General features: G+C 45.1%; 20 protein-coding genes, 5 tRNA genes, 1 rRNA gene and 1 pseudogene. 7 read left to right on the top strand and 20 right to left on the bottom strand.

Features of this window, described 5'->3' with window-relative positions; all coding sequences use genetic code 11:
• Positions 1-100: 100 nt before the first annotated feature.
• The 4 genes from B9N86_RS11410 to B9N86_RS11395 all read right to left on the bottom strand — a co-directional run bounded on the left by B9N86_RS11410 (position 101) and on the right by B9N86_RS11395 (position 7604).
• Positions 101-3295, bottom strand: coding sequence for a bifunctional cytochrome P450/NADPH--P450 reductase (locus tag B9N86_RS11410; RefSeq protein WP_208920241.1), 3195 nt, complete (start codon positions 3293-3295; stop codon positions 101-103).
• A 171-nt stretch (positions 3296-3466) separates the two neighbouring features.
• Positions 3467-4423: an acetamidase/formamidase family protein gene (locus B9N86_RS11405; protein WP_208919326.1), complete on the bottom strand. Its 957-nt coding sequence runs from the start codon at positions 4421-4423 to the stop codon at positions 3467-3469.
• Positions 4424-4655: 232 nt separating this feature from the next.
• Positions 4656-5351: a DUF4274 domain-containing protein gene (locus B9N86_RS11400; protein WP_208920239.1), complete on the bottom strand. Its 696-nt coding sequence runs from the start codon at positions 5349-5351 to the stop codon at positions 4656-4658.
• A gap of 102 nt (positions 5352-5453) precedes the next feature.
• Positions 5454-7604: a hypothetical protein gene (locus B9N86_RS11395; RefSeq protein ID WP_208919325.1), complete on the bottom strand. Its 2151-nt coding sequence runs from the start codon at positions 7602-7604 to the stop codon at positions 5454-5456.
• Positions 7605-7925: 321 nt separating this feature from the next.
• On the opposite strand from B9N86_RS11395, the gene B9N86_RS11390 reads away from it, so the two are divergent.
• A complete protein-coding gene (locus B9N86_RS11390) occupies positions 7926-9059 on the top strand; it encodes a phosphodiester glycosidase family protein (protein ID WP_208919324.1) in 1134 nt (377 codons plus the stop codon).
• A gap of 31 nt (positions 9060-9090) precedes the next feature.
• On the opposite strand, the pseudogene B9N86_RS11385 reads toward B9N86_RS11390, so the two are convergent.
• The 8 genes and pseudogenes from B9N86_RS11385 to B9N86_RS11350 all read right to left on the bottom strand — a co-directional run bounded on the left by B9N86_RS11385 (position 9091) and on the right by B9N86_RS11350 (position 15325).
• Positions 9091-9854 (bottom strand): annotated as a pseudogene (locus B9N86_RS11385) (IS5 family transposase).
• Between the two features lie 181 nt (positions 9855-10035).
• Positions 10036-10683 carry a pyroglutamyl-peptidase I gene (locus B9N86_RS11380; protein WP_208919323.1) on the bottom strand — a complete coding sequence of 216 codons (648 nt, stop codon included), beginning with the start codon at positions 10681-10683 and terminating at the stop codon, positions 10036-10038.
• 47 nt (positions 10684-10730) lie between these two features.
• Entirely contained in the window at positions 10731-11492 is a 762-nt protein-coding gene (locus B9N86_RS11375; RefSeq protein WP_208919322.1) for a LamB/YcsF family protein, read from the bottom strand.
• Positions 11467-12489: a 5-oxoprolinase subunit C family protein gene (locus B9N86_RS11370; RefSeq protein WP_208919321.1), complete on the bottom strand. Its 1023-nt coding sequence runs from the start codon at positions 12487-12489 to the stop codon at positions 11467-11469. Before B9N86_RS11370 ends, B9N86_RS11375 begins: the two co-directional genes overlap by 26 nt.
• Positions 12486-13202: a 5-oxoprolinase subunit PxpB gene (pxpB, locus tag B9N86_RS11365; RefSeq protein WP_208919320.1), complete on the bottom strand. Its 717-nt coding sequence runs from the start codon at positions 13200-13202 to the stop codon at positions 12486-12488. Before pxpB ends, B9N86_RS11370 begins: the two co-directional genes overlap by 4 nt.
• 248 nt (positions 13203-13450) lie before the next feature.
• Positions 13451-14164 (bottom strand): 2OG-Fe(II) oxygenase, encoded by a 714-nt coding sequence (locus B9N86_RS11360; protein ID WP_208919319.1) that lies wholly within the window; start codon positions 14162-14164, stop codon positions 13451-13453.
• The gene (locus B9N86_RS11355; RefSeq protein ID WP_208919318.1) at positions 14148-14720 is read right to left on the bottom strand and encodes a methylated-DNA--[protein]-cysteine S-methyltransferase; all 573 of its coding nucleotides are present in this window, start codon (positions 14718-14720) and stop codon (positions 14148-14150) included. Before B9N86_RS11355 ends, B9N86_RS11360 begins: the two co-directional genes overlap by 17 nt.
• Entirely contained in the window at positions 14717-15325 is a 609-nt protein-coding gene (locus B9N86_RS11350) for a bifunctional transcriptional activator/DNA repair enzyme AdaA (protein WP_208920237.1), read from the bottom strand. The genes B9N86_RS11355 and B9N86_RS11350 overlap by 4 nt, the downstream gene beginning before the upstream one ends.
• A 174-nt stretch (positions 15326-15499) precedes the next feature.
• On the opposite strand from B9N86_RS11350, the gene B9N86_RS11345 reads away from it, so the two are divergent.
• From B9N86_RS11345 to B9N86_RS11320, 6 genes are all read left to right on the top strand, one after another.
• On the top strand, positions 15500-16432 hold the full coding sequence (locus tag B9N86_RS11345) for a DNA-3-methyladenine glycosylase family protein (RefSeq protein ID WP_208919317.1): 933 nt from the start codon (positions 15500-15502) through the stop codon (positions 16430-16432).
• 94 nt (positions 16433-16526) lie between these two features.
• Complete coding sequence (locus B9N86_RS11340; protein ID WP_208919316.1) at positions 16527-16700, top strand: hypothetical protein; 174 nt, start codon at positions 16527-16529, stop codon at positions 16698-16700.
• 471 nt (positions 16701-17171) lie between these two features.
• Positions 17172-18431, top strand: coding sequence for an extracellular solute-binding protein (locus B9N86_RS11335; protein ID WP_208919315.1), 1260 nt, complete (start codon positions 17172-17174; stop codon positions 18429-18431).
• Between the two features lie 45 nt (positions 18432-18476).
• A complete protein-coding gene (locus B9N86_RS11330) occupies positions 18477-19439 on the top strand; it encodes a carbohydrate ABC transporter permease (protein ID WP_244563035.1) in 963 nt (320 codons plus the stop codon).
• Positions 19440-19453: 14 nt separating this feature from the next.
• The gene (locus B9N86_RS11325; RefSeq protein ID WP_208919314.1) at positions 19454-20275 is read left to right on the top strand and encodes a carbohydrate ABC transporter permease; all 822 of its coding nucleotides are present in this window, start codon (positions 19454-19456) and stop codon (positions 20273-20275) included.
• 201 nt (positions 20276-20476) lie between these two features.
• The gene (locus B9N86_RS11320) at positions 20477-21706 is read left to right on the top strand and encodes an aminopeptidase (RefSeq protein WP_208919313.1); all 1230 of its coding nucleotides are present in this window, start codon (positions 20477-20479) and stop codon (positions 21704-21706) included.
• 118 nt (positions 21707-21824) lie between these two features.
• Here the strand turns inward: B9N86_RS11320 and B9N86_RS11315 are convergent, their stop codons facing one another.
• The 8 genes from B9N86_RS11315 to rrf all read right to left on the bottom strand — a co-directional run bounded on the left by B9N86_RS11315 (position 21825) and on the right by rrf (position 25025).
• Entirely contained in the window at positions 21825-22532 is a 708-nt protein-coding gene (locus B9N86_RS11315) for a hypothetical protein (RefSeq protein ID WP_208919312.1), read from the bottom strand.
• Between the two features lie 96 nt (positions 22533-22628).
• A complete protein-coding gene (locus B9N86_RS11310) occupies positions 22629-23903 on the bottom strand; it encodes a GNAT family N-acetyltransferase (RefSeq protein ID WP_208919311.1) in 1275 nt (424 codons plus the stop codon).
• A 197-nt stretch (positions 23904-24100) separates the two neighbouring features.
• Positions 24101-24174 (bottom strand) — tRNA-Pro (locus tag B9N86_RS11305).
• 16 nt (positions 24175-24190) lie between these two features.
• Positions 24191-24262, bottom strand: a tRNA-Gly gene (locus tag B9N86_RS11300).
• 7 nt (positions 24263-24269) lie between these two features.
• Positions 24270-24353 (bottom strand) — tRNA-Leu (locus B9N86_RS11295).
• Positions 24354-24367: 14 nt separating this feature from the next.
• Positions 24368-24443: transfer RNA gene (locus B9N86_RS11290), tRNA-Lys, on the bottom strand.
• A 35-nt stretch (positions 24444-24478) separates the two neighbouring features.
• A tRNA-Met gene (locus tag B9N86_RS11285) sits at positions 24479-24555 on the bottom strand.
• A 353-nt stretch (positions 24556-24908) separates the two neighbouring features.
• A 5S ribosomal RNA gene (gene rrf, locus B9N86_RS11280) occupies positions 24909-25025 on the bottom strand.
• Between the last annotated feature and the right edge of the window lie 2 nt (positions 25026-25027).

Raw genomic sequence — 25027 nt, 5'->3', positions numbered from 1 at the left:
GTTAAAACGTATTAATAATTTCTTTGTAACGTAATTATAATCCGATCTAAAAAAACAGATATCAAAAAAAGCCATCGAAATAATCGATGGCTTAAATATTTTAATTATCCCCTGACCATACATCTTTAGCATATCGGCCTTCATCCTGAAGCTGTTGAAGCCACTTACTTGCTTTCTCTTCACCTACTCCATGTTTAGACATATATGCGTTATGAAAAACGTCTTCAACCTCAGGAGCCATTCTTTTTCCGTCTCCGCAAATATACAGATATCCACCTTGTAGATCCAGAATATCAATCATGTGCGCGGATTGTTCATTCAACAAATGCTGAACATATGTTTTTGGTGTTCCCTCAAGTCTCGAACAAGCAATATGAAGTTTCACCAAACCGTCCTTCTCAAATTGCTCCATTTCATCCCTGTAAATGTAGTCCAATTCATTTCGGCATCCATAGAACAAGTGTGCTTCACCAATACCCTTACCGTTCTGTTTCATCATGCTGCGTGACTGTAAAAATCCGCGAAATGGAGCTACTCCGGTTCCCGGGCCTACCATAATAATCGGAGTTTCCGGATTGTCCGGCAGTCGGAATCCCGATTCCGGTGTTCGGATGAACATGATCATTCCCTCGCCAGGCTGAAGATCTGCAAGGTAATTCGAAGCTACTCCAAAGTATTCACCTTTGCCGGTCCTTGCAGGTCCTCTAACTACCCCCACCGTAATAGAGGCAGCATCTGAATTAACCCTAGGGGAACTGGAAATGGAATAGTATCTTGGTTTTAAGGGAGGAAGCAGTTCAAGAAAACGCTCAAACGGCATTTCACAGGCCTCATATTTTTCGAGCAAATCCAACATGGTGAGGCGTTTACTCAGCACCTGATCTTTATAAACCGTTTCTTCCAGAAGTGCTTCCAGTTCACGCTTATGCGGAGGACAAGCGGTATATGCCGCAAGCTCTCGTAGTTGAGCCCTGCTAGCCGCATCCTGAACCTCAACGCTGTGGCTGAGCAGATCATACAAGCTTACCGGTCGTTCCAGAGGTAGATGGGCTGCGCTTCTTCCACTGGATGAAAGAACAAGATGTTCATTTCCATTTAATCCAAAACGCTGCAAAATCCTATCTACATTCATGCGTCTGTTCGCAGGCAGGACTCCAAGATGATCCCCTTCTTCATAACTTACTCCCGAAGGAAGTGCGACCTCAATATGTCTGGTACGGCGTTCACTTTCAGGTGCTTGAAGATCACGGTTCACGGTGACTGCTGCATGGAAGGCATCGTAGGACTGTGCAAGGGGCGTCCCTGCAACCCCATGAACAAATTTTACATTCAGCGAGTTTCTTTCCTTCTCCGCAGCAGGATTCAGCTTAAGATCAAATGCCTTTATCAGATCATCCCTCAGTCGGCTTCTCCATACTTCGAGCTGCATTTCAAAATCCCCGCTGGCATCGCCTTCACCCCGTTCCGATATCCGTTCAGCTCCTTTCAGATGCAGTAGTTCGTCAATTCGTCTCGGTACTACCTGATACGTATTTGCCCAGGTGCGATCTCCACACCCAAACACCGCATATTTAACACCTCTCAATTCGTCCTCTTCCAGCAGTTCCAGCCATTGTAGGAATTCACGGGCATTACTGGCCGGCTTTCCGTTGTAGGAGGCCGCGACGATGATAACGGCGCCTTCATCCGGAAGATTGTTGATCCGGCTGTTTAGTGAGGCGGCTTCCACCTGCATCCCTTGAAGTCGGGCAACGTCTGCAATCTCTCTGGCTATACTTTCGGCTGTTCCAAGATTAGAACCGTACAGCACGAGCAAAGGAATATGATTGCCTCCGGTTAAAGTGGCTCCTTGAAAAACATCTTTTTTCGTATTGTTATGATCCGCAGAACGTTCTTCTGGCTGTATTATGGTCTGAACCGCCGACTGCTCCCGTACACGAACCTTAATTTCAAAGTCATCGGGTTTCAATGTTAATGTTTCCTTCACCTTCAACTGATATTGATCATGATCGAAAAACTCGAAATGCTTCAAAATCATCCCTAATACCAGTGTCGCCTCATGTAGTGCAAACTGCTGACCAATACAAGCCCGTTGGCCATTTCCAAAAGGCTTGTAAGCGTGAATCGGCACCTTACTTTGATCCTGGAACCGTTCAGGCCGGAAATCATCCACATCATCTCCCCAGGCTGTCGGGTCACGATGAAGCTTAGGAATCAAGACGTTGACGCTATCGCCTTTTTGCAGTGGGTATTTACCGGACAGAACCGTGTCTTCTTTGGCATATACCGAAAAAGCTGGAGCCGTTGGCCACAATCGCAACGTTTCATTCAAAATCATCCGAATGTACTTCAGTTCCAGAACCTGTTTGTACTTTGGGGTAGGTTCTGTCAGAACGCGATCGACCTCTTCGTATGCTTTTCGCAGCACTTCGGGATTGTTCATAAGAAAGTAGATTGCAAATGATAACAATCCGCTCGTAGTTTCATGACCTGCAATGAGAAATGTGATGATCTGATAACGGATATTTTCATCATTCAGTCCTTCGCCAGTCTCCGGATCTTTGCTTGTCAGCATTCGAGAGAGTAAATCTTCCGCTTCTTGATCCTCACCGGATTTACGTTCTGAAATGATTTTATCCACCAAAGAAAACATCGTATCAATGTCCTGCTTGAATTGACGTTTGGTGATGACCATCAATTTTTCCTGGATTCCAAGACGGCTAAGCTGACTCATCGCTTCGTCTAGCGCTCTGACCATGCTTGTAATAAACGGATGTGGCTGCTCGCGGTAAAAGCTGTTAAAGCGGTAATTAAACCCGCAGAGTCCAATCGTATCCAACGTAAGACGGGTCATGTCTTCCGGTACATTGACGTTTTCATCTGGATTCAAGCGCATCCACTTTTGGACCAACTGAACAGCGATATCTACCATCATGGAATGATAGCTCTGCATTGCTCGTTGGCTGAAGCTTGGAATGAGAATGTTGTGTGCTTTTTGCCAATTCGGCTCTTCCGTCCAGCTGGTAAACAGGCCGTCTCCACCAAATGATCGCACTTTTTGAAGTGGTGCCCATACCCTTTTATCAAAACGGTCCTCGTCACAGGCATCGGCCACAAGTTCCTCGCTTGATATGTAAATATCGTTACGGCCTCCCGGGAGCTGCATGCGGAAGATCGGGCCCAATTCATAAGCCAACTCCGTCAAGGATTGTATCGGCTTTTCCAGGTTGTACGTAGGTAAATTTCCTAGTGGACCATACGTTTTGGGCTGCGGAATTTGAAATTCATCGTTCATCTGCATTTCATTTCTCCTCCAATATATCCAATCTCGATGTTAACTGTTTGTTTGCTATGGCACTAACAAGTTATTGTTTGCATCACCTCGTCCCTATATACATGCTACTTAATATTAATAAAACCGCTGATACTCAGCGGTTTTCAGGTTGTTTTATTCTCCAGTTGTAGATCAACGAAGCGCATGAAATGGTAGAAAGGCGTGAACTCCTTTTGATACATTGACGATTTGGGTAATTCGAAGGTCTACAGTCAACGAAGCATAAGCATATGCCTCTACACGTGAAATGTTATACGTTGTCATCATTAGGTCCAACATTCCATTTAAAGCGATCCACATGGCTTCTTCCAAATCTTCGTGGAACCCCATCGTCAGCCATCCATTTTTTGTCTTCGCTCGGGGCATCGTTAACGGCATGTCGTCCCTGACATGAAAGGTTAAGCTAACTTTATCCATTGGACATTCCAGTGCAGGCCCGGAAACTTCTCCGTCTCCTTGCGCTGCATGACCATCACCCGTCGAGAACAGTCCGCCTTCTACCGGAATCGGTAAATACAGGGTACTTCCGGCTTGTAGTTCTTTACAATCCATATTTCCACCGTAAGCCCGAGGTACAAAAGTTGTATGCTTTCCCTCCTCCTTAGGTGGCATCCCCATAACTCCCATGAAGGGGTTTAAAGGAACACTGTACTTAAAGGTACCGAACTGGCTTCTTCCGACCATCTGCTCAATGTCTAGTTCGAAATCCATTGTTATTTCTTTCTCTTCTGTCAGCTCCATCTTCTTATTCCAATAGCTTGGAAAGCCTCCTGCCGAAGTCCACCCCCACTCCCCGGGAACTATTTCATTGATTACAATTTCTAAGGTTTGACCCGGTTTGGCTTGCTCAATATAGATCGGACCAACCAATGCATGACCAAACTGTTTGCATTCCCGGCTTTCTTTTCTCTCAGTGAACTTTCTTCTGGGTTGTCCCGGAGCTGAACGATTCTCCAAACCCCACCCGGCATCCAGTGTCTGAAACACAACCGTATCTCCAGAGTCAATCTTCAGTGCAGGTTCCAAATCTTTGCTGAAAAAACCGTGAAGTGTATCAAGCTCTGGCTTTAGATAGTGAATACTTGACATGATCCACACTCCTCACATGATTTTGTAATAGACCTGGTAAAAAAATGAATGTATATTTACTTTATAAAGTAATTTAAATTACTCTAACAGTCAATACTTATTTCTTTATAGAGTAATAAATTTTACCCTTCAGAGTTTTTTTGTAATTGCTAAAGTTTAACCACAACAAAAAACCTACCGGTATCTTACCCGGCAGGTCATCATTAATTTTTTTGGAGTAAGCCTGTAAACTTTAGTTTTTCGAGCGTGCTAGCTTTTCCTTCAGCTTTGATGCAAGTTCCCTGAAACGTTTTCCTTCGTCTAGATCATCCAGATTGCTTTCGTCTTCCTCCAGCCAGTAATCCCCATCCATTAGATCATACATATCAAGCAGCGTAATTTCCGCACAAACAGGATTCTCAAAAACCGCCATCATCGACTCCGGACCATCATCCCAGTTATAGCCGTTCACTACCGCATGCAGCAGAACGGGAGAGTCTAACTGGCGGATTTTATCATACGCCTTCTTCTTCGATTCCTCATATAGAAGATCGTCTACACGCTCTTGTTCCGCCTTAGTCAGCGTGAGGCGAATCGCTCCCTCCGTCTCTAGCAGCAGATCGGCCATTGACTTATCGCTCCGTGCAGAATTCCAAGCCGTTCCCAAAATCCCCAGCGGCGAATCAAGCTTAGCGCCATATTCCAAGAGAAGCTTAAGGGCTTCTGTTTGCTTAAACTTCACTGCTTTCTTAAGTGCCGTATCACCCAGTTTATCCTCGGCTTCAAGATCTGCTCCGTTCATCAGCAGAACCTTGATCGCATCAGGCGGCATCTTATTTGTAAGGAAAAGCATTAAAGGCGTTCGGCCGCGTTCATCCCGCGCGTTGATATCCAACACTTTCGCAGCGGAAGCTGCAATCTGTGCATCTTTGGATTTACTAACTTCCATCCAGTTCAATCGTAATCCCTTCTTTCGTCTTCTCCTGCCCTAATGGCCAACATTATATAAAAAAAGAGCCGCTTCCTTCAATCCGGAAGCTGCTCTTTTGAGTTATTTTACAGAAACCGTAACAGTCACAGTTTTGGTACCAAGCTTAGCTTTAATACGTGCGGTTCCTTTAGATACCGCTTCGATTTTGCCGTCAGTTACTTTGGCAACAGATGTGTTGCTGCTAGACCACTGTGCACTGCCTGTTACGCTACTTGTCTTACCGGTGTCATATTCAGCCGTCAACGATACGGTTTTGACAGCACCTGGGGCCAATTTCAGCTTCTTCTCACTGGCAGTTAACTTTGTCAGCTTCGGCACCACATTCACTTTTACACTAACCGAAATACCTTGATACGAACCACTAACAGTTGCCGTCCCTTCTCCGACAGCTTTAACGGAAGAACGGCTTGTCGTTACTACTTTTGGATTCGATGAGACCCAATTCATTTTAGTCGACAGTGCAACGGTTTTTCCATTCGCATAGTATCCTGTTGCTTTAATAGATTTAGATTTCTTGATATTTAGTTCAACCGTTTCAGGGTCTACGATGATCTTAACAATCTCCTGTTCCACAAGTACGGGGATCTTGATACTTTGATTTAAATAAGTTCCTTTAAGAACTGTAGAACCTTTAGTCAGTCCCTTAATCCGGCCATCCTTGATGACAGCAGCAGTACCCGTTAACGACCATTCAACGGATGAACTCACCTCTTCCTCATCACCGTTTTCAAGTACAGCCGATACTTTCGGCAGATCCTCAGTTCTACCTGTAACAATCTGATATTCCTCAATGGAAGGCAAAAGGATCAGTACTTTCTCATTAACGATTACCTTAACCTCAGCCACTTCTTTGCTGCCGATTTTCCCGGTCAAGACCGCTTCACCTTTAGCCTGGGCCTTGATTTTGTCGTCGTCTACAGTTGCTACTTTCTCATCACTCGTTGTCCACTGTACGGATTTGCTGAAATCCTGTTTCTCGAGATCAAGCAATGTTCCAGTTACCTTTGGTACCGACTTGGACTCGTCTTTAAGAAGTTTAAATTCGGTTTCGTCTGTTTTGAACTCTGTAACGGTCGGTAATACAGTCACACGGAATTCTTTAGATATTCCAAGATATGAAACTTTGATATTGGAAGTACCTGTTGCTCTCGCCGTAATTTTTCCACCATCTGCTGTTACTGCTAGCGGATTAGAGGATGTCCATGTCGCAGCGACCTCATTTGATTCCGTTGCCGCATTACGTACCATAGCCTTAATCGTTGTCTGATCATTCAGGAACATCAGTGGATTTTTAATGAAATCCGGCTCGGTCAAGATCAAGGCTTCATATGGGTTACGCACGTAAACATCGATTGAAGCGGTAGTTCCAAGATAAGTCGCGGTGATCGTCGCTTTACCTAATGCTACAGGCTCCAGCTTGCCGTCGTCATTTATCTTCGCTACAGAAGTATCGGAAGATTTAAGCTTAAGCTCCTCTTTATCTGTCACCTCTGTACCCAGACCTGTTTCAGAATCTGATGTTCTAGCGTAAACCTTAAGCTCTACAGGATCATCTCCAACGAGGAGCTCCTGATCTTCACCTGGAGAGATGGCAAGCTTCTCGTAAGGTGATATTACTTTCACTTTATAAGACGCGCTGAGACCTTTATATGAAGCTGTAATCGTTGCATTACCTCTGCCGATCAGCTTCAACTGGCCTTTATCAACGGTAACGACACCTTCATCGGAGGATGTCCATTTAGCTTCCGAAGTAACATCATTCGTACCGTCGGTAAGTGCTTTAACTTCAATGCCTTCCGTACCGAGCTTATACTCAACCTCTTTAGGTTGGTTAATTGCAAACTCTTCGGCCGCATATTTAGATATTACTTTAACCGTGGCTATTGAGCCTTTGTATTTAGCTGTAATTGTTGCCGTTCCCTTATCGAGCGGTGTAAGCAATCCACCCTCAACCTTAACTGTTTTGGTGCTGGAAGAAGTCCATGTCGCCTCGTTGGTTACATCTTTCTTGGCACTAGAACCTTCAATGGTTGCCAGGACGCGAAGCTGTCTGGTCGTTTCGGCGACAGTTAGATGAATCTCTTCCTCATTCGTGTCAAAAGCGATAGATGTCAGATCCCCGTTCGCAGCAAAAACGCTCGTGGGAAATACCATAGCCAGCATCATCACAATGACTAGAGATAACTTGGTTGTTCTCCTGTTAACGATCATTCATTTCTCTCCTTTGTTCCTCTGTTACGCAGGTATTTTCCAGTACTATACCAGTTTATCGACATTTATCATGTTTCTTGTTACCTTTTCACTAAAAAATAGGTAGAAAGTAGCAGGGATCACTTCAGATTGTTGAAAATTAAATGATTGATGGATTCACTCTTCACAAGTCTCATTCAGGGCTTATCAGTATAATTTCGCATTTTACAGGGGAGTTTGTTTCCTTTGCATTTGTCGGCTACATTATGAGTCAGTAAATACCGATATACTCTATAAACACGTTGTTACGTGCTATATACATACAAAGGAGAAGAACCGTACATGAAAAGAATCACCGCTTTAGTTCTGCTAGCCATGCTCACACTGGTTACGCCACTCTACGCCGCATCCCCAGCAAAAATGCTGGTATATGTGGATAAGAGCAGTCAGTCCTTCATTCCTGTTGGATTGTTAAAAAGCTACGAAGGGATCAAGGTCAACTATCAATCAGCTCAGAAAAAAATCGATATCTCCATGGAAGATACCAATCTTACTCTCTATGTTGGCAAACGAACGGCATACGTAAATGGCAAGAAGACTGAAATAAAGGCAGCCCCTTTCCGTGATAACGGTAATACGTTTGTACCACTACAATTTATTAGCCAACATTTGAATCTCAATATTTCATGGAATAAAGATACTTCGTCGGTCCAAATCTCCCAGGGGGAGACTACGACCCCCTTGCCGGTTCTTTCAGGCACACTAATTCCGTCCAGCTCCAAGCCAATCGTATCCTCACGTAAATCCTTTAAGGTCGGTTCGCGTACATTCAGTGCACAGACCGTTACGGTCTCTTTGCTTCACCCCAAGGTAGAACTGGGTGTTGTACTTGCCGGCAATAAAGTAGGCAAGGTCGAAGACTTGCGCAGTTTGGCCAAACGCAATAACGCCGTAACAGCGATCAATGGAACGTTTTTTGACGCATACTCACCAGGCTCTTACAGAACACCTTATGGTTACATCGTCGGAGGCGGCAACCTTCTGAAAGACAGTCCTGCCGACAGACGAACGGTATTTACTTTTGACTCCAATAACCTTGCTCAGTTACTCCCTGGTCTGGATTTTAAAGAACACTTTACGTCAGGCAAATCGGCGGGTGCCGTACAAGCAGGTCCACGATTAGTCGTAAACGGTAAGGTTTCTCTTGATGTTAAAAAAGAAGGGTTCCGTGATCCGAAAATCCTGACCGGAGGCGGAGCTCGGAGTGCTCTGGGCATTACGAAGGATCATAAGCTCATCTTGTTAACGACGGGTGGCGCTACCATTCCACAGCTCGCTGAAATCATGAAACAAGCTGGTGCATATCAGGCCATGAATTTGGATGGCGGTGCTTCCAGCGGCCTTTATTACAACGGTTCTTATCTTACGTCACCTGGACGCCAGATCAGCAATGCGATTATCGTAAAATATAAATAAACATAATGCAGACTAGGGCCTGTCTTCAAACCTAAGCCAACCAAACCATAATGGAAGCCAGTGTCAAAAAAGCTCTAAACGTACAGGCTAATTTATCGAACCGGGTAGCTATCCGGCGGTAGTGTTTAATCTTGTTGAAAAAACATTCGATTTCATGACGTTCTTTGTAGAGCCACCAGTCACATTCACGCTGAATCTTACGAGATTTTTTGCTCGGAATCACGGGCTGAGCCTGCTGCTCATGAAGAAAATCGAGAATATCATTGGTGTCATAAGCTCGATCAGCCAACACGTTTGCTCCAGCGAGTTCCATGCATTTCAACATGTCATAACCGGTCACACAATCATGATTTTGGCCGCCGGTGAGTTCAAAACGCAAAGGGTTACCCAGCGCATCTACAATTGCATGGATTTTGGTTGTTAATCCGCCTCTGGAGCGGCCGATTGCCTGAAATTGCTGCCCCCTTTTGCTCCGGCTCCATGTTGATGAACGCGAACAATCGTCGCATCGATCATCACATTTTCGAAGTCGGGTTCAATCGAAATCTGTTCAAGGACTCGCTCCCATACGCCTGACATTTGCCACCGACGAAACCGAGTGTAAACCGATTTCCAGGGACCATAATACTCCGGTAAATCGCGCCAAGGCGCGCCGGTTCTAGCAATCCAGAGCATGGCATTGAGCATGGTCCGGTTATTTTTTGCAGGTCGTCCTCCTTGTTTCTTTCGTTCGGCTGGCAACACGTCTTTGATAAGTTCCCACTGATCGTCATGTATTTCGTATCGTCTCTTCATAACCTGATTTTACCACTTATAATGCTAGTTTTATAGTTTGAAGACAGGCCCTAGTTTATCAGATTAAATACAAGAAGCCGCTCGGGATGAGCGGCTTCTTGTATGTTCAGAAACTTTAACCAGAAGATCAGCAGAAACCGTTGAACAGATGGTTGATCGCTGCATGTGCATTGCACGGTTCTTATTTCGTTGCCTGTAATCCATGTTTCAACTCTTCAATTGTAGTCTGAATGATGACTTCCAGCCCTTTTAACATCGAATCGTGAGTTAATGTCGGGAGCCCGGGCTTGTCCACTGCCATTTCAGTCGATGCCGGAAAGTGAACAAAACCTCCAAGCATCGGTAAGTTATGAATCCGGATATAGTCCAGCACAGCATACATCGTATTGTTGCAAATAAAAGTTCCAGCTGTGTTGGAGATGGAGGCCGGTATCCCTTGTTCCCGCATCCGATCAACCAGCTTGCGGATCGGCAGTCGGCTGAACAGCCCATCAGGGCTTCCCGGTTGAATCAGCTCATCCTGCGGCCGGCCGCCCCGATTGTCTGGATATGGTGAATCAGGAGCGATATCTTTAACATTCACTGCGATGCGTTCCGGGGTAATAGATGTCCGGCCGGCCGCAACTCCGCAGGCAATAACCGCATCAGGTTTGAAAGATTCCATCTCACGCAGTAGCAATTCGGCACACTCATCAAAATAAACAGGCAGCAATATTGTTCTGAGCTCTACATTTTCAAAAGGTATATTTACAATTTCCTGTATTAGTCGCTCTGTCGGATTTATGCTGCTGCCGCCAAAAGGCTCAAAGCCGGATATTAATATTTTCATAGAAGTGCCTCCTAATAGTCATCGTTAATATGAATCAATTCTCTTGCTCACTCGCGAACAGCTTTCACAACGACTCCCTCGGCCGCAAGCCGGGAACAAAGCACGGATGCAAACATGGAAGCATAGGCTCCGTCTCCATGAATACACACCGTATCCGCTTGAATCGGTATTCTCTTGCCAGATGTAGATAGGACCACCTTTTCCTTCACCATACGGATAACCTGTTGTACGGCTTGTTCGGAATCGGTAATCAGCGCACCTGACAACCGTCTGGGAGTTAACGAACCGTTATCCTGATATGTGCGGTCTGCAAACACCTCTTGAGCTGTTGACAGCCCCAGTCTCTGCCCGGCTTGAATCAACTCACTGCCAGATAGACCATACAAGATCAGGCTTGAATCGATACCTTGAACGGCGGCAGCTATTGCATCAGCAAGAGGTCTGGAGGTGGCTGCCATATTGTACAGAGCGCCGTGCGGCTTCACATGCCGCAGGACGCCTCCTTCCTGTTTGGCAAATGCGTCAAGTGCACCAATCTGATAAGTAACCATGTCATAGGCTTCGTCCGGTGTAATATCCATGTTTCTTCTCCCGAAGCCCGCAAGATCCGGTAGTCCGGGATGGGCACCGAGAGATATTCCTTTACTGAGCGCTTGTTTAACGGTAGAACGCATCACGGCTGGATCTCCGGCATGGAACCCGCAGGCAATGTTAGCTGAGGTTACATGATTCATTAACTCTTCATCCATATTTATACGGTATGCACCGAAGCTCTCTCCCATATCACAATTCAGATCCACCTGTAACATGAAACTCCTCCTTTAACCTCATATAGATCATCTTGGACAGAAACCGGATCTTCTGGCTCCATTCAATAAATAACGTTTCGGCTTCCTTCAAGGTAATCTCGCTGAATCGTATAGAGCTCCCAGGTGGCACCTGGGCTATAACCGGAATATCAATGCTCGCGACTTGCGCTATCTTCGGATATCCTCCATGGGTCTGACGGTCCGCCATCAGAATGATTGGCTGCCCGTCGGCCGGGACCTGAACGGTGCCCAGCGACACGGCTTCGGATGTGTACTCACCTACTGAACTTAAACGTAACGGCGCTCCTGACAAACGGTATCCCATGCGGTCCGATTGGGGTGTCACTTGAAAAGTCTGATCATACAGAGACTTCCTGCTTTCCATTTCGAAATCATCAAATTGGTTTCCGCAGGTAACACGAATCGTCGGATGATCGTGATAGGAAGGAAATAAAGTCGTTGGAACCGACCATTTTACCGAGTAAAAAGAACTGCCTTCATCAAATTCGATCGGATGTTTGTTGAACCCGCCGGGTTTGACACATATCACATCCCCGGACTTTAATGCCCTACCTTGAAATCCACCAATTCCAGCGCGTAAATAGGTGCTGCGACTGCCCAGCAGCTCAGGGACATCGATTCCACCTGAGACAGCCAAGTATGATCTGCATCCGGTAATTGGTTTATGAAAAGTGAGTATACTGCCTCTTCGAACAAACACCGGCCGCCACATCGGAACACTTACACCTTCAATTGCAGGCGAAAAATCTCCTCCAGTGATTGCAATCCATTGATCCTGCTCGAATTGAGTGGTGAAGCCCGACCAGGTCAATTCAAGCGTGGCCTCTCTTTCATCGTTTCCGACCAGCCAATTCGCTGTGCGATGAGAAAAGTGATCCATTGCGCCCGACATGCTTACCCCGTATTTACCATACCGTGATCTTCCCAAATCCTGGACGGTGGACAATAACCCAGGTTTAATAACTGTTATGCTCATACGCTGCCACCTCTCAGAAATGAAAACTCCTCACGGTCTATTCTCCGGAACCTTATGTATTGCCCCCCTTCAAGCAGCGTCGGAGGATATTGTTCCGGAAGAAACAAAGCCAGTGGTGTCCGGCCGATTATCTGCCACCCACCAGGTGTTTCGATTGGGTAAATTCCTGTCTGATTCCCTGCTATCCCGACCGATCCAGAAGGAACTTTAAGTCTTGGTGTGCTTTTTCGAGGAGCCGAGATCTGTTCAGATACTCCACCGACATAAGGAAAGCCTGGAGTAAAACCGAGTGCATATATAAGATAGTCCTGCCCGGTATGAATATGAATCACTTCTTCCGGAGTCAACTCGTTTATAGTAGCTACAACTTCCAAATCGGGTCCGTATTCCTCTTCATAACATACCGGAATATCGACGACTACAGGGCTCCGCTCTTCCTGAATCTCAATTTCACTTAACAATTCATTCAGAAGTGAGCATACAACTTCAAAGGAAGAGCTGACTCCGTCACGCCTGGGTAGCTTGAGCAAGTCGTAGTGGATACTTACTGTTGTGAAGGAAGGAATGCATTCGATGTAACCCGGAAACGGATGGTTCTCGATGTACTGCGAAGCAGCATGAACCTGACGGTGTACCGACTCGCTGATTACTTGACCTAACTCGATAAGTACCGCCGAATCACCCAGCGGAAGCATTGCAAGAGGCTTTATCATTTTCAATCAACCTCCTTATTTTTATCTGTATGGCTAAATGATCCCTCAAGGTACTAACTACATGATATCAAAGAAAAGGCTGTACGATACGATGTAATTAGAAATGTTATTTTATCTCGGTCGCACTCATTTGTATGAACGACAATTGGAAATTCAAAAATTATTGGCTTAGAAAAAAGCCTTCTACCATCCCGAGATGGCAGAAGGCTTCCTTGCTCTTTTGAGTCGCAGAGTCATGCGTCGGTTTTTCACTTGGCGTCATGAAAGATGATACCAAGGCTAAAGCGTGTCCCGGAAGTAATCGTACTGACTCCATGCCTCATCGTTGTTTTGTAATAACCTCGCGATCCCAGCACAGGTCTGTGCTGTGTTGGAAAAATAAGCCCCTCCCCCTGTTCCAGGGTGATGGCATGACCTCTGCTCTGTGCTCGGGGACGCTGCTCCATCAGTACAAATTGTCCTCCGGTATAATCCTTTTCCCGCTGATTTATTGCAAATACGACCTGAAAGGGAAAGGATATATCGCCGTACAAGTCCTGATGAAGACAGTTATATCCTCCTTCTTCATATTTCAGGATGAGTGGCGTTGGGCGAGTCTGTCCCTGTTCATGACATACTTCCAGAAATTCCTCTAAGTGATCCGGGTAATCTTGCTTCTTTCCCATATATTCGGACCATCGGTTCGCTGTTCTGGACAACTCTGGATAGAGAGCCTCTCTTAGTTGCTGCAGTAAGTCTGGAAGAGGTGCTTGAAAATACTTGTACTCCCCTGCTCCAAACCGGTATCTGGACATATTGATCGTACTGCGATAGCGCGTCTCTTCCTCATATGCATCCATCAACTCTTGGCATTCGTTATTGCCGAATAGCACCGGGAGTTTAGCGAACCCCTGTTCATCCAGGTGGTGCTGGATAAGGGGCCAATCCAGTCCGGTAACCCGTTCTTTAAGAAGTAGAGACACGCAGCCTGCTCCCCTCTGCTGGAATCACCAGGTCTTTCTTCTCCAACTCCAACAGCCTGGTTTTCATCTCCAGACCTCCCCGGTATCCTGTCAGTGATCCATTCTTACCTATAACTCGGTGACATGGCACGGTGATTAACAGTGGATTCGCTCCTATTGCTGTTCCAACCGCTCTTACCGAAGAAGGCTTTTGAATATGCTGTGCAATATCTGAATACGATTTCGTTAATCCGTAAGGTATTTCACTCAAAGCATTCCACACCGCAATCTGAAAGGGGGTTCCCCGAACATCAATCGGCTTGCTGAATATCTTACGCTCTCCTCTTAAATATTCGAGAAGTTCTTTAACATATGGGAGTAACATCTCATCATCTCTAATGATCGGGCTTCCTGGATAACGAGTTTGTGCCCAATCGATTAGTTCATCTATCGCTTGATTGTTGGAGCCCACAAAACAAAGTCCCTTTTCCGTAGCAGCCATATGCAGACTCCACTTTTGATCGTTTAATAATGTCCAGTAGATAGGTACTGCCTTGTCTCTTTGTTCTGTGTTCATAGTTTCTGTACCTCCGTAGAATGGTGTATTTGATGTTGGTAACGGTATTCCTTAGGGGTATATCCGGTCTTCTTCTTGAACAAAGTTATGAAGTAAGGAACATTGGCCATCCCAACATTCAACGATATTTCCGAGACCGATTGGTCCGTGTAGATTAGATTCTGTTTCGCTTGCTCGATCCGTTTCTGTTGCACATATTCAACAGGAGTTATCCCTGTTACTCTTTTAAAAGTTCGCTGTAAATGATAGGGACTACCATGGCAAATATCAGCCAAGTGTTCCAGTGTGATCGTCTCAGCGTAGTTGTTATCAATATACATCTCAATCTGTTCCACCCATTCCCGGTCCGGCAATCGCTCTCCCGTAGGTTTACATCGTTTGCAAGGCCGGAAATGGGCGGACAGCGCCTGTTCCGCATTTTGAAAAATTCGGACATTTGATTTCATGGGTGCTTTTGATTTGCAGGAAGGTCTGCAAAATATCCCTGTTGTTCTTACCGCATAAAAAAACTGATCATCATAACTGGAATCGTTGTTAATAATGGCACTCCATTGTTCATCAGACAGATACTCTCCTTCTGGATCTTCCGGAAGCTCTTGATCCATAGAGTCTTTTATTCGTTCTTTATTCACGGTGGTTCACCTCCACCTTCAGTATACCCCCGCATAAGGACGTATGTACGCATTATGGAATGTAATAGCAAGATAATGAAATGCTGAGGTTTCAATATATGGTACAACTAAGTAGAGAAAGCCACTTCACTTTGGAGGAATATAATAATGACTGAACTATACGAACAACAAAATGCAGGGCAGCTATTAAAACTACCGGTGCCTCGGGAATTCAGCTTTTCACAAAACTTAAATTACCTGACCAATGCACCCAATGAATGTTTGTACCGTATCCACGAAAATAGGATTTATAAAGCTCTCCCAATCGGACAACATATTTATGTCATTGAAATATTTGAAGATCCCGATGTCCCCCATTCACTTATGGTCTCCCTTATTGGAGATATCGTACCGAAAGATTCAGCCGTCCTTGAAACCATTGTCCGCTATGTTAGGGAATGGTTTGACCTGGACACAGACCTTGTTCCTTTTTATGAGATGGCCGAGCAGGACGTGCTTCTCCAGAAGACGGTCCATTCCTTTTACGGACTCCGAAATATGGGCATTCCGGATTTATTTGAAGCCGTCTGCTGGGGGATTCTTGGACAGCAAATCAATCTAGCCTTTGCCTTCACACTCAAAAGACGGCTCGTAGAAACCTACGGTAGAAGTGTAACAATTGATGGCATAACGTCTCATGTATTTCCAGAACCTGATACGATCGCTGCCCTTTCGGTAGCGGATATGGAGGATCTTCGGATGACCGTCAAGAAGCGTGAGTATCTAATTGCTATAGCTCAGCTTTTTGCAGAGGGTAAGCTGTCAAAGGAAGCATTGCTACAGATCGGAGACCATAAAAAAATCGAAAAATTATTGGTAGGCATTCGGGGGATCGGGCCATGGACTGCCAATTATGTGTTAATGCGCTGCTTGCGAATTCCTACCGCCTTTCCTATCGACGATGTCGGTTTGCACAATGCTGTAAAGCATGCTCTCGGATCGGAACTGAAACCGTCCCGTGATGAACTTCTTAAGCTCTCAGCCGGCTGGGCAAACTGGGAATCCTATGCGACATTTTATATGTGGAGGCTATTATATTAATATCGGTAATGCCAAAAGCTATCTGGTGTTTGCATAATATTCCGCAGATTCGGGACACTAAATGATGTTGCAAGTTACAAAAGGAGGTGTCCATATGAGCAAATCAAATTCGAATGAACCAACAAAATCCGAGGTATATACCACGAAGCTGAATAAAATGCCTGTTCCGGGTGAAGGATTAGACAACACGGAATTTTCTGCTGAGCAAGCGGCAGAAGTATTTATGAACAATCCGTCCTCTGAGAAGACTTCGAAAGAACAGCAATAACATAAAAAATGAGACCTCATAGCCGATTCTGAATACAGAAGGGCCGTGAGGTCTTTTCTAAATAATCGTCAAATTCATACTGTCTCTCCTTTCGTTTACTAGAATGTTTATTCAATTGCTCTTGTCAGTTCTTTCTTGAGACGCTATCTCTTTTTTCTTAATATTGATGTGCATGACTACCAAGTAAGCTATCCACAGGAACAAACCTATTATATCCATAACTAGGTCTTCATGATTTTGAATTGATCTGATCAACATCCTTACATGCAGTCCTATACCTATTGCACATAAGCTATAAACAAACCATTTATCAAATTTCATGGACGGCTCCAGCCCGTTCTCTTGTAAAAGACCTCCACAACCAGGAAACTTCCATTATCTAAAAAGTAAAAATTCAATATATTGTTACCTCCTAACGTCATACACTGTAAAACGGTCGTTTTTTCACTTTACAGGATGGGAGGCTAAGCCATGCTTAATTGTCGGTTCCTCGTTTCATGCTTGATCGTTTGCATCACCATAATTGTAAACGGTTGCTCAGCTGATCAATCAAACTCGGAAACGAAAACGCTTACGTTATGGTATTGGAACCGGAGTCTGGACGACGATCTGATTAAAGCGGTGGAAAAGGAGTTCCCCGGCATACGAATTCAGGCACAAAAGATTGGCGGTGATTTCAAATCCAAGCTCAAGACAACTCTAGCCGCAGGATCTGGCGGTCCGGATATCGTTGCCTTCAACGACTGGGTAGCTGAGCTGTTCACAAGCTCGGACCGGTTCTACGACTTGTATGAGCTCGGAGCCAAAGAGATTGAACAAGATTATCTCGATTGGAAATGGAACCTGGGGGTAACGCCCGAAGGTAAAATGATCGCGATGCCGATTGACACCGGACCGACCGCTCTTTTCTACCGAGCTGACCTGTTTGAGGAGGCTGGATTGCCCAACGACCCTGAAGAAGTTCATCGTCAACTAGCAACCTGGGATGATTATTTGAATGCCGGGAAGAAGCTGAATGAAGCCTTCGGGGGCAAGGTCAAGCTCACAGATAACATCAATAATGTTTACAATCAAGTCAATTCGCAGTCCAAACACATTTATTTTTCAGAAGACGATGCCTTCATCGGGGAGGATCCCTCCTCTTCCATGAAAACAGCTTGGGACACCGCTGTGAATGCATCACGGATGGGACTCTTGGCCAACGCCAGCAGCTTCTCTTCCGAATGGAACGCAGCGATGAACAACGGAAGAATCGCTTCTTTTGTCGGGGCCGTTTGGGCGAAGGAGATACTCATGCAGGCAGCACCGGATACATCTGGAAAATGGCGGGTAACCCGGGCACCCGGCGGCGACGGCAACAACGGGGGCTCATTCCTTGCAATTATGAAAACCAGCCCATATCCGGAGGAATCAATCAAGGTACTTCAGTGGTTACTGAATCCTGACAATCAATCGAAATCGTATGAAAGTATGAACCTGTTCCCTTCGGCGGCGAGTGCTTTGGATTCACCTGCGATGCTTCTGAAAGATCCTTTCTTCGGTGATCAGGCGACAGGTGAAATTTTCACGGAATCAGCACTCAACGTCCAATCCGCTTATTTCGGTGGCAGATTTGGCAATGTGAATGGAATTGTTAACCGGGAGCTTCAATCTGTAGCTCTCGAAGGCAAAGACCCGAATAAAGCTTGGGAGGATGCGTTGAAACGCGTTAAGAAGGAACTGCTGCGTTAACCCCTTCAGTGATGAAGAGAAGGATAACAATGGAGGTTGAAACGTATGGAACCATCCTTGCATCAACATACATCACAGCATGTCGGAAGCGGGCCATCCTCGGACAAGGACAGGAATGGTTTTGCGGCGACGCTCTGGAAACATCGGAAAGAATACTTGGCTATTTCACCTTTTTACATTTTATTCGCTGTCTTCGGTCTGTTTCCGATCGCCTTCTCCATGTACTTATCATTTCAAAAATGGGACGGCATCGGCGTGATGACATTCAACGGATTGAATAACTATCAGTTCATGCTCACTGACCCCGAGTTTTGGAGCGCTGTTCGCAATACACTCGTCATCTGGATCTACTCCACCATACCTATGCTCTGTTTCGCTCTAATTATTGCCTTCCTGCTTAATGCTTCGTTTGTCAGGTTCCGCACCTTCTTTCGGATCGGTTACTTCCTGCCGAATGTGACATCCCTGGTAGCCGTTGCTATCGTGTTCAGCACACTGTTTTCGAACAATTATGGACTGCTCAATTACTTTCTCAATCTGATCGGTCTGGAGTCTGTCGAGTGGCTGAACAAGACGTGGGGCATACAGCTGGCCATCTCCATAATGATCATTTGGCGCTGGGTCGGATATAACGCCATTATCTACCTTGCAGGCCTGCAGAGCATTCCAACTGTACTCTATGAGGCAGCCAAAATTGACGGTGCTACCGGTATACAGGCTTTTTTCAGAATTACGATTCCGAATTTAAGACCGATCATCCTCTTTACCGTAATCACCTCTACCATTGGTGGCATGCAGGTATTTACGGAACCCCAGGTGCTTGTCGGCAATGACGGCGGTGTCAGCGGCGGAGGACTAACCATCGTCCTCTATTTATACCGGGAAGCTTTTGTTAACAATTACTTCGGATATGGCTCCGCTGTCGGCTGGGGAATGTTCGTACTGATTGCCCTTTTCTCAATTATCAACTGGAGAATGGTCCAAGGCAAAGGATCAAATGAATCGTAATAGGAGTGAGACGAATGATGAAAGGTAAATCACTTCTGCTGCATTTTGGGCTGTTTGCCGGGCTGGTCGTATCGATCTTTCCTTTCTACTGGCTTCTCGTCATGTCTACGCGAACGACAGCAGACATATACAGCTTTCCGCCCAAAATGTGGTTTGGCTCCCATCTGATTGATAATATAACACGGGTACTAAGCAGTATCGATTTTTTCGGCGCTTTCCTAAACACGTTATTCGTTGCTACGGCTTGTACACTTCTTGTCCTGTTCTTTGATTCCCTAGCCGGGTTTACATTTGCAAAATTCAACTTCCCGGGTAAACAGTGGCTGTTCATCGTTCTGCTCGCCACCATGATGGCTCCGGCACAGCTATCATTGGTCCCTTCTTTTGTTATTATGGCAACTTTCGGTTGGGTAGGAACTTTTAAAGCATTAATCATTCCGGGAATGGCTAATGCCTTCGGCATTTTCTGGATTCGTCAATATGCGTCGGAATCGGTTCCCTCCGAACTGTTGGATGCCGGCAGGATCGATGGCTGTGGATTTTTCCGGCTTTATTGGAATGTTGCGCTTCCCATCCTGAGACCTGCTCTTTCATTCTTAGCCGCCTTCACGTTTATCGGAGTATGGAATGACTACCTTTGGCCCCTTATCATACTGAATGATGAAAGCAAGTTTACGCTTCAAATCGCTCTTTCTTCATTAAACGGCATCTATACGACCGATTATGCCATGGTTATCGCCGGTACGTTAATGGCGGTCATTCCGCTAATTGTTCTATTTCTGTTTATCAGCAAGCAGTTCATTTCTGATATTGCAGCTGGAGCGATCAAAAGTTAATCCTTCACGCCAAAAGGGCGTCTCTACGGTTATAGGAGCCATAGAGACACCCTTTATTTCGATGATTTTAACTCTATATATGTACAAGCAGTTACCGCCAAAATCCATAAAGTGAATGTTTTCATCGGTCCTCACGGCTTACTGTTCAAAACATGGTAAACTATTAAAGTACCGATATACATGACATGGAGGAATATACATATGAGCAGTTTTGAAACGATGTTAGAAAAATATGCAGAACTCGTTGTAAAAGTGGGCGTAAATGTGCAACCCGGTCAAGTTTTGCTGGTAAATTCCCCCCTAGAAACCGTCGAGTTCACTCGACTAGTTGTAAGTAAAGCTTATGAAGCAGGCGCGAAATATGTTCAGGTCGATTGGGAGGATGAAAAAACCACCCGGATTCGTTATGAAAAAGCGCCGGATGACTCTTTTGGCTATTATCCGAAGTGGCAGGCCGACATGATGGAGCAGCTCGCTGAGGGCGGCGGTGCCGTACTGCATATTAAGGTACCTGATCCGGAGCTGTTCCGTGGGATCGATTCGTCCAAGGTGTCAACCGCTGTGAGAGCAGCTGCCGTAGCAAGAGAGAAATACCAGGCCTATGTAAGAAATAATAAGGTTAGCTGGTCTCTGATCAAAGCGCCAACCCGTGCTTGGGCGAACAAAGTCTTCACCGACCTGCCGGAAGAGCAGCGACTGGATGCGATGTGGGAAGCTGTGTTCCTGATGAACCGGGTGGGCACAGAGGATCCGGTTGCCGCTTGGCGTGAGCACATTGCCGAACTGAAACAAAGACAAGAGTTTATGAACAGTAAACGTTACAAAAGTTTTCATTACCGCGCTCCTGGCACTGACCTGCGCGTCGAAATGCCGGAAGGCTATCTATGGCTTGGAGGTGGGGACTATAACGAAGCCGGTGTTTATTTTGTCGCCAATATGCCCACAGAAGAAATCTACACCATGCCGCATCGTACAGGTGTCAACGGCACGGTTACCAGCACACTTCCACTGAATTTGAATGGCCGTCTAGTTGAAGGGATTACCCTTACGTTCAAGGACGGCAAAGTCGTTAAGTATGATGCAAAATCCGGACGTGAGCATCTGACTTCGCTGCTCGATACGGATGAGGGTGCTTCCTATCTTGGTGAAATGGCACTTGTGCCATATGATTCTCCAATCTCCAGTTTAAACCGTGTGTTTTACAATACGGGGGTGGATGAGAATGCATCATGCCATTTTGCACTGGGCAGCTCCTACCCGGTTAATATCGAAGGTGGAACCAAGCTTTCCAAGGAAGAACTGCTTGCCAAAGGCGCAAATGTCAGTTTGACGCATGTCGATTTTATGATCGGTTCGGAAGAATTGGAGATTGACGGTGTGTTGGCTGATGGCACCATCGAGCCGGTGTTCCGTAACGGAAAATGGGCTTAGTGTATAATTATAGCCTCCGCATTGCTTCGGCGAGAAGTATACTTTTATAAATACACAGCTAAGACCCTGCGACAAACCGCAGGGTCTTTTAACATGGGAAGTGATATGAATTTTATCATTACTGCTCAATCCAATCACGAATCTCACTATCAACAATCCTTGTACTGTCAGGATAAAAATAAACATTTTGACTATCGTCCGCTATCGAAAAAGAGTTACCAATCGGATCATCGGTATAAAAAACCATGAGATAATATAGAGGATCTCCGTTGTTCATATTAGGTGAATAATTAGGGGAATAAACCCCATCATCCAGAAGCTTAATAAATTTATTGATGTCTTTCCCGGTAAGTGTTTTGTAAGGCTTCGATTCATTGTCACAATACAGCCCAATGCTATTCACCTTGTCTTTTGGAATCTCATCATAACGATTGATCATGGAACTCCTGAATTGATCCTGTATGTACAGTTTATAACCATTTACCCGAGTGTCGTCAGCTACAGCAATGAGCTCATCTGTTCCAAACCCTTTTACTCGATAAAGTTTTGTCCCAATATCCAGAAAGGCGGCGTCCCCGTCTTTGGTTCTATAACCTGGATCTGTTACGACCTCATCCACTGTAAAACTCACTTCACCAACCTCTTCGGCCACATCATTCTCATGTTTTAGAACGATTCCCCAATCACTTGTATACATGTTTCCATTCAGCTTTACAAAATCCACCCAATCGATAATGGTATGTGTCTGATTCTGATTAAACTGGAGGCTGGAGCATCCACTTAGAAGAATAATCATGAGCAGGCCAAAAGTTTTTATCTTCATCATCAATCCCCCTTTATCTGCTAAACGTAAGGGAAAGCGATTTTGTTCCACTTCTGGATAATGATATTCAGCATAACCTCCTTTTCATCCATTACAATATTAAAAAGCTGTGGTGCAGACTGGTTTGTTAACGCGCCGGAAACAATTTTTAAGCAATGCTATAACTTGCGGATCGGAAGTTTTTATTTTTCCGTATTGATAAAGCTTTTCTGCATCAACCACGCCCATTAACAGGGAAGATAAGTCCGAGATGTCCAATTCGATAACGGAATCGTCCCTGGTACCTTGTTGTTCTTGCATTGAAATCGTTAATGACTCTTGCTCAATGTGTAAGGCGAAAGAGTCCGGTTGTTTGGAAGAGAAGGAGTCAGTTACCTTAAAATGCAAAGTAACCGGCTTCGAGCTATACACAGCACCTGTTTGGGCAAGTTCGATTATAAACTTCTCAATATCAATGATCTTGTACATCAAGCCCACACCTGATGTATGACTTTCATGAAACACACTCGGAAGAATACGGTCGCTGCCGTTGCGAGGATCTCCGATCAAATATTCGATAGTATCATCCTGTGTCGTCCATATAATCCGGTTGATCTGATCACTTTGCGTATGTAAAAAAGTGCCCAGCTGTTGCAGCGCCTCAGGTGTCTCATATACAAACTCATGAATGACCATGTCATGCAGCAGGAAGTTATCCGAGCTAATACTGTTAAAGGTGAATGAAATGTAGCCATTTAACTTGTTATCTTCCATATATCCGATCAGTCTCTTGCCCGGAGCGTTGAACAACGGATTCAGTTCATAAGGAGTTTTCAGCATCATTCCGTGTGTAGACGTGGCTTGTCGGTCGCTGCAGTCACGAATCAAATCTTGATGGGAGCGATCCAACCACACCAAGCCATGCTTCTCCGTTGCTCTTGGAAAGCTCTCCGGCTTGATTCGATATTGATTCATTTTTGAGCCATATCCAAATCCCATATTTTTATAAAAATCCGGTCTGAACGGATATAAGAGCAAAAGAGAAATTCCCTTTAACTTAAAATGTGAAATAAAAAACTCAATTAACTGTTTGGCTGCTTTTTCTTTCTTATGAAGGAGATCTACGGCAACCTGCCCTACGCCCCCCACTTGGATCATTCGTCCGTAAAGATTCATGGTGTATTCATGGATGCGCATCCCGGCAATCAGGCGGTTATCCCGAAACAGACCATAATATTGAACCGTAGACATATTCTCTTGATTGTGTGTGAAACGTGTAATTTGTCGTTCTCTGAACTCCGGTCCCGGTACGGCTTTTGCAGGATATGCATTCAGAGCGATGTCCACAAACGCAGGAATTTCATCGATATTTAGCTTACGAATGACCTCATTCATGACAGGCTTCCTTTCAGGTGAATTGGATAGTTTAAAAAGAGACTTCCACTACTACGATAACAAGCTAAATCTATTTACACAATATGGTCATTTAAAATATAGCGTTGATCGATAATGGATACTCTAGCCATTCACTTTCAAGAAAACACAAAAGGGTGCTGGAGAAAATCCAGCACCCTTTTGAAATATATGAATAATCGGGATGACACGATTTGAACATGCGACCCCCTGGTCCCAAACCAGGTGCTCTACCAAGCTGAGCTACATCCCGTTATTTTCAAAACATAAGCGGACGACGGGAATCGAACCCGCGACCCTCGCCTTGGCAAGGCGATGCTCTACCGCTGAGCCACGTCCGCAAAAACATGGTGCGCGTGGAGGGACTTGAACCCCCACGTCAAAGACGCTAGATCCTAAGTCTAGTGCGTCTGCCAATTCCGCCACACGCGCACAAGTAAAACTAATGGTGAGCCATGAAGGACTCGAACCTTCGACACCCTGATTAAAAGTCAGGTGCTCTACCAACTGAGCTAATGGCTCTTAAAAAGAAAAAATTATTGCGAAAACGATAAGATTGGTTGCGGGGGCAGGATTTGAACCTACGACCTTCGGGTTATGAGCCCGACGAGCTACCGAACTGCTCCACCCCGCGTCATTAGAAAGTGTGTACTATTACTGAGGAGAATTTAAACTCCCACTTAATGATCTTACTGAAGTAAGATCATTTTAAATCAACCGTTTTTCAACAGCCGGAATTATAATATATCATTTTTATAGTTATATTACAAGTGATATTTTCACAGGCTGCAATTTTTTTTTTAACAACAAGCATTTCACAAAAAAGAACAGATATATAATATATCATAAATAACTCGATATTGCAACTTCTAAATCTATCCTGAAAGGGTTGTATTGAACACACTTTCTTAATCATACGCATTCAATAAGCATCAAAAACACTAAAAAGCCCTCTGTCGATATAAAATCAACAGCGGGCTTTATCTGGCTTGGCGACGTCCTACTCTCCCGGGACCCTTCGGTCCAAGTACCATCGGCGCTGGAAGGCTTAACGGTCGTGTTCGGGATGGGTACGCGTGGAACCCTTCCGCTATCGCCACCAAACG

It is taken from the genome of Paenibacillus uliginis N3/975, from assembly GCF_900177425.1.
Classification (GTDB): domain Bacteria; phylum Bacillota; class Bacilli; order Paenibacillales; family Paenibacillaceae; genus Paenibacillus_AQ; species Paenibacillus_AQ uliginis.
This window is presented reverse-complemented; position numbering and strand designations above follow the sequence as displayed.

What these genes read in the sequence shown, in the direction of transcription:
- B9N86_RS11315 (WP_208919312.1), bottom strand. Translation starts at nt 22,532, where the DNA reads ATGATGAAGATAAAAACTTTTGGCCTGCTCATGATTATTCTTCTAAGT.
- B9N86_RS11350 (WP_208920237.1), bottom strand. Translation starts at nt 15,325, where the DNA reads ATGGATCAAGAGCTTCCGGAAGATCCAGAAGGAGAGTATCTGTCTGAT.
- B9N86_RS11375 (WP_208919322.1), bottom strand. Translation starts at nt 11,492, where the DNA reads ATGTTACAGGTGGATCTGAATTGTGATATGGGAGAGAGCTTCGGTGCA.
- B9N86_RS11345 (WP_208919317.1), top strand. Translation starts at nt 15,500, where the DNA reads ATGACTGAACTATACGAACAACAAAATGCAGGGCAGCTATTAAAACTA.
- B9N86_RS11340 (WP_208919316.1), top strand. Translation starts at nt 16,527, where the DNA reads ATGAGCAAATCAAATTCGAATGAACCAACAAAATCCGAGGTATATACC.
- B9N86_RS11310 (WP_208919311.1), bottom strand. Translation starts at nt 23,903, where the DNA reads ATGAATGAGGTCATTCGTAAGCTAAATATCGATGAAATTCCTGCGTTT.
- B9N86_RS11320 (WP_208919313.1), top strand. Translation starts at nt 20,477, where the DNA reads ATGAGCAGTTTTGAAACGATGTTAGAAAAATATGCAGAACTCGTTGTA.
- B9N86_RS11355 (WP_208919318.1), bottom strand. Translation starts at nt 14,720, where the DNA reads ATGAACACAGAACAAAGAGACAAGGCAGTACCTATCTACTGGACATTA.
- B9N86_RS11400 (WP_208920239.1), bottom strand. Translation starts at nt 5,351, where the DNA reads ATGGAAGTTAGTAAATCCAAAGATGCACAGATTGCAGCTTCCGCTGCG.
- pxpB (WP_208919320.1), bottom strand. Translation starts at nt 13,202, where the DNA reads ATGATAAAGCCTCTTGCAATGCTTCCGCTGGGTGATTCGGCGGTACTT.
- B9N86_RS11405 (WP_208919326.1), bottom strand. Translation starts at nt 4,423, where the DNA reads ATGTCAAGTATTCACTATCTAAAGCCAGAGCTTGATACACTTCACGGT.
- B9N86_RS11325 (WP_208919314.1), top strand. Translation starts at nt 19,454, where the DNA reads ATGATGAAAGGTAAATCACTTCTGCTGCATTTTGGGCTGTTTGCCGGG.
- B9N86_RS11380 (WP_208919323.1), bottom strand. Translation starts at nt 10,683, where the DNA reads ATGAAAATATTAATATCCGGCTTTGAGCCTTTTGGCGGCAGCAGCATA.
- B9N86_RS11395 (WP_208919325.1), bottom strand. Translation starts at nt 7,604, where the DNA reads ATGATCGTTAACAGGAGAACAACCAAGTTATCTCTAGTCATTGTGATG.
- B9N86_RS11370 (WP_208919321.1), bottom strand. Translation starts at nt 12,489, where the DNA reads ATGAGCATAACAGTTATTAAACCTGGGTTATTGTCCACCGTCCAGGAT.
- B9N86_RS11390 (WP_208919324.1), top strand. Translation starts at nt 7,926, where the DNA reads ATGAAAAGAATCACCGCTTTAGTTCTGCTAGCCATGCTCACACTGGTT.
- B9N86_RS11410 (WP_208920241.1), bottom strand. Translation starts at nt 3,295, where the DNA reads ATGAACGATGAATTTCAAATTCCGCAGCCCAAAACGTATGGTCCACTA.
- B9N86_RS11330 (WP_244563035.1), top strand. Translation starts at nt 18,477, where the DNA reads ATGGAACCATCCTTGCATCAACATACATCACAGCATGTCGGAAGCGGG.
- B9N86_RS11335 (WP_208919315.1), top strand. Translation starts at nt 17,172, where the DNA reads ATGCTTAATTGTCGGTTCCTCGTTTCATGCTTGATCGTTTGCATCACC.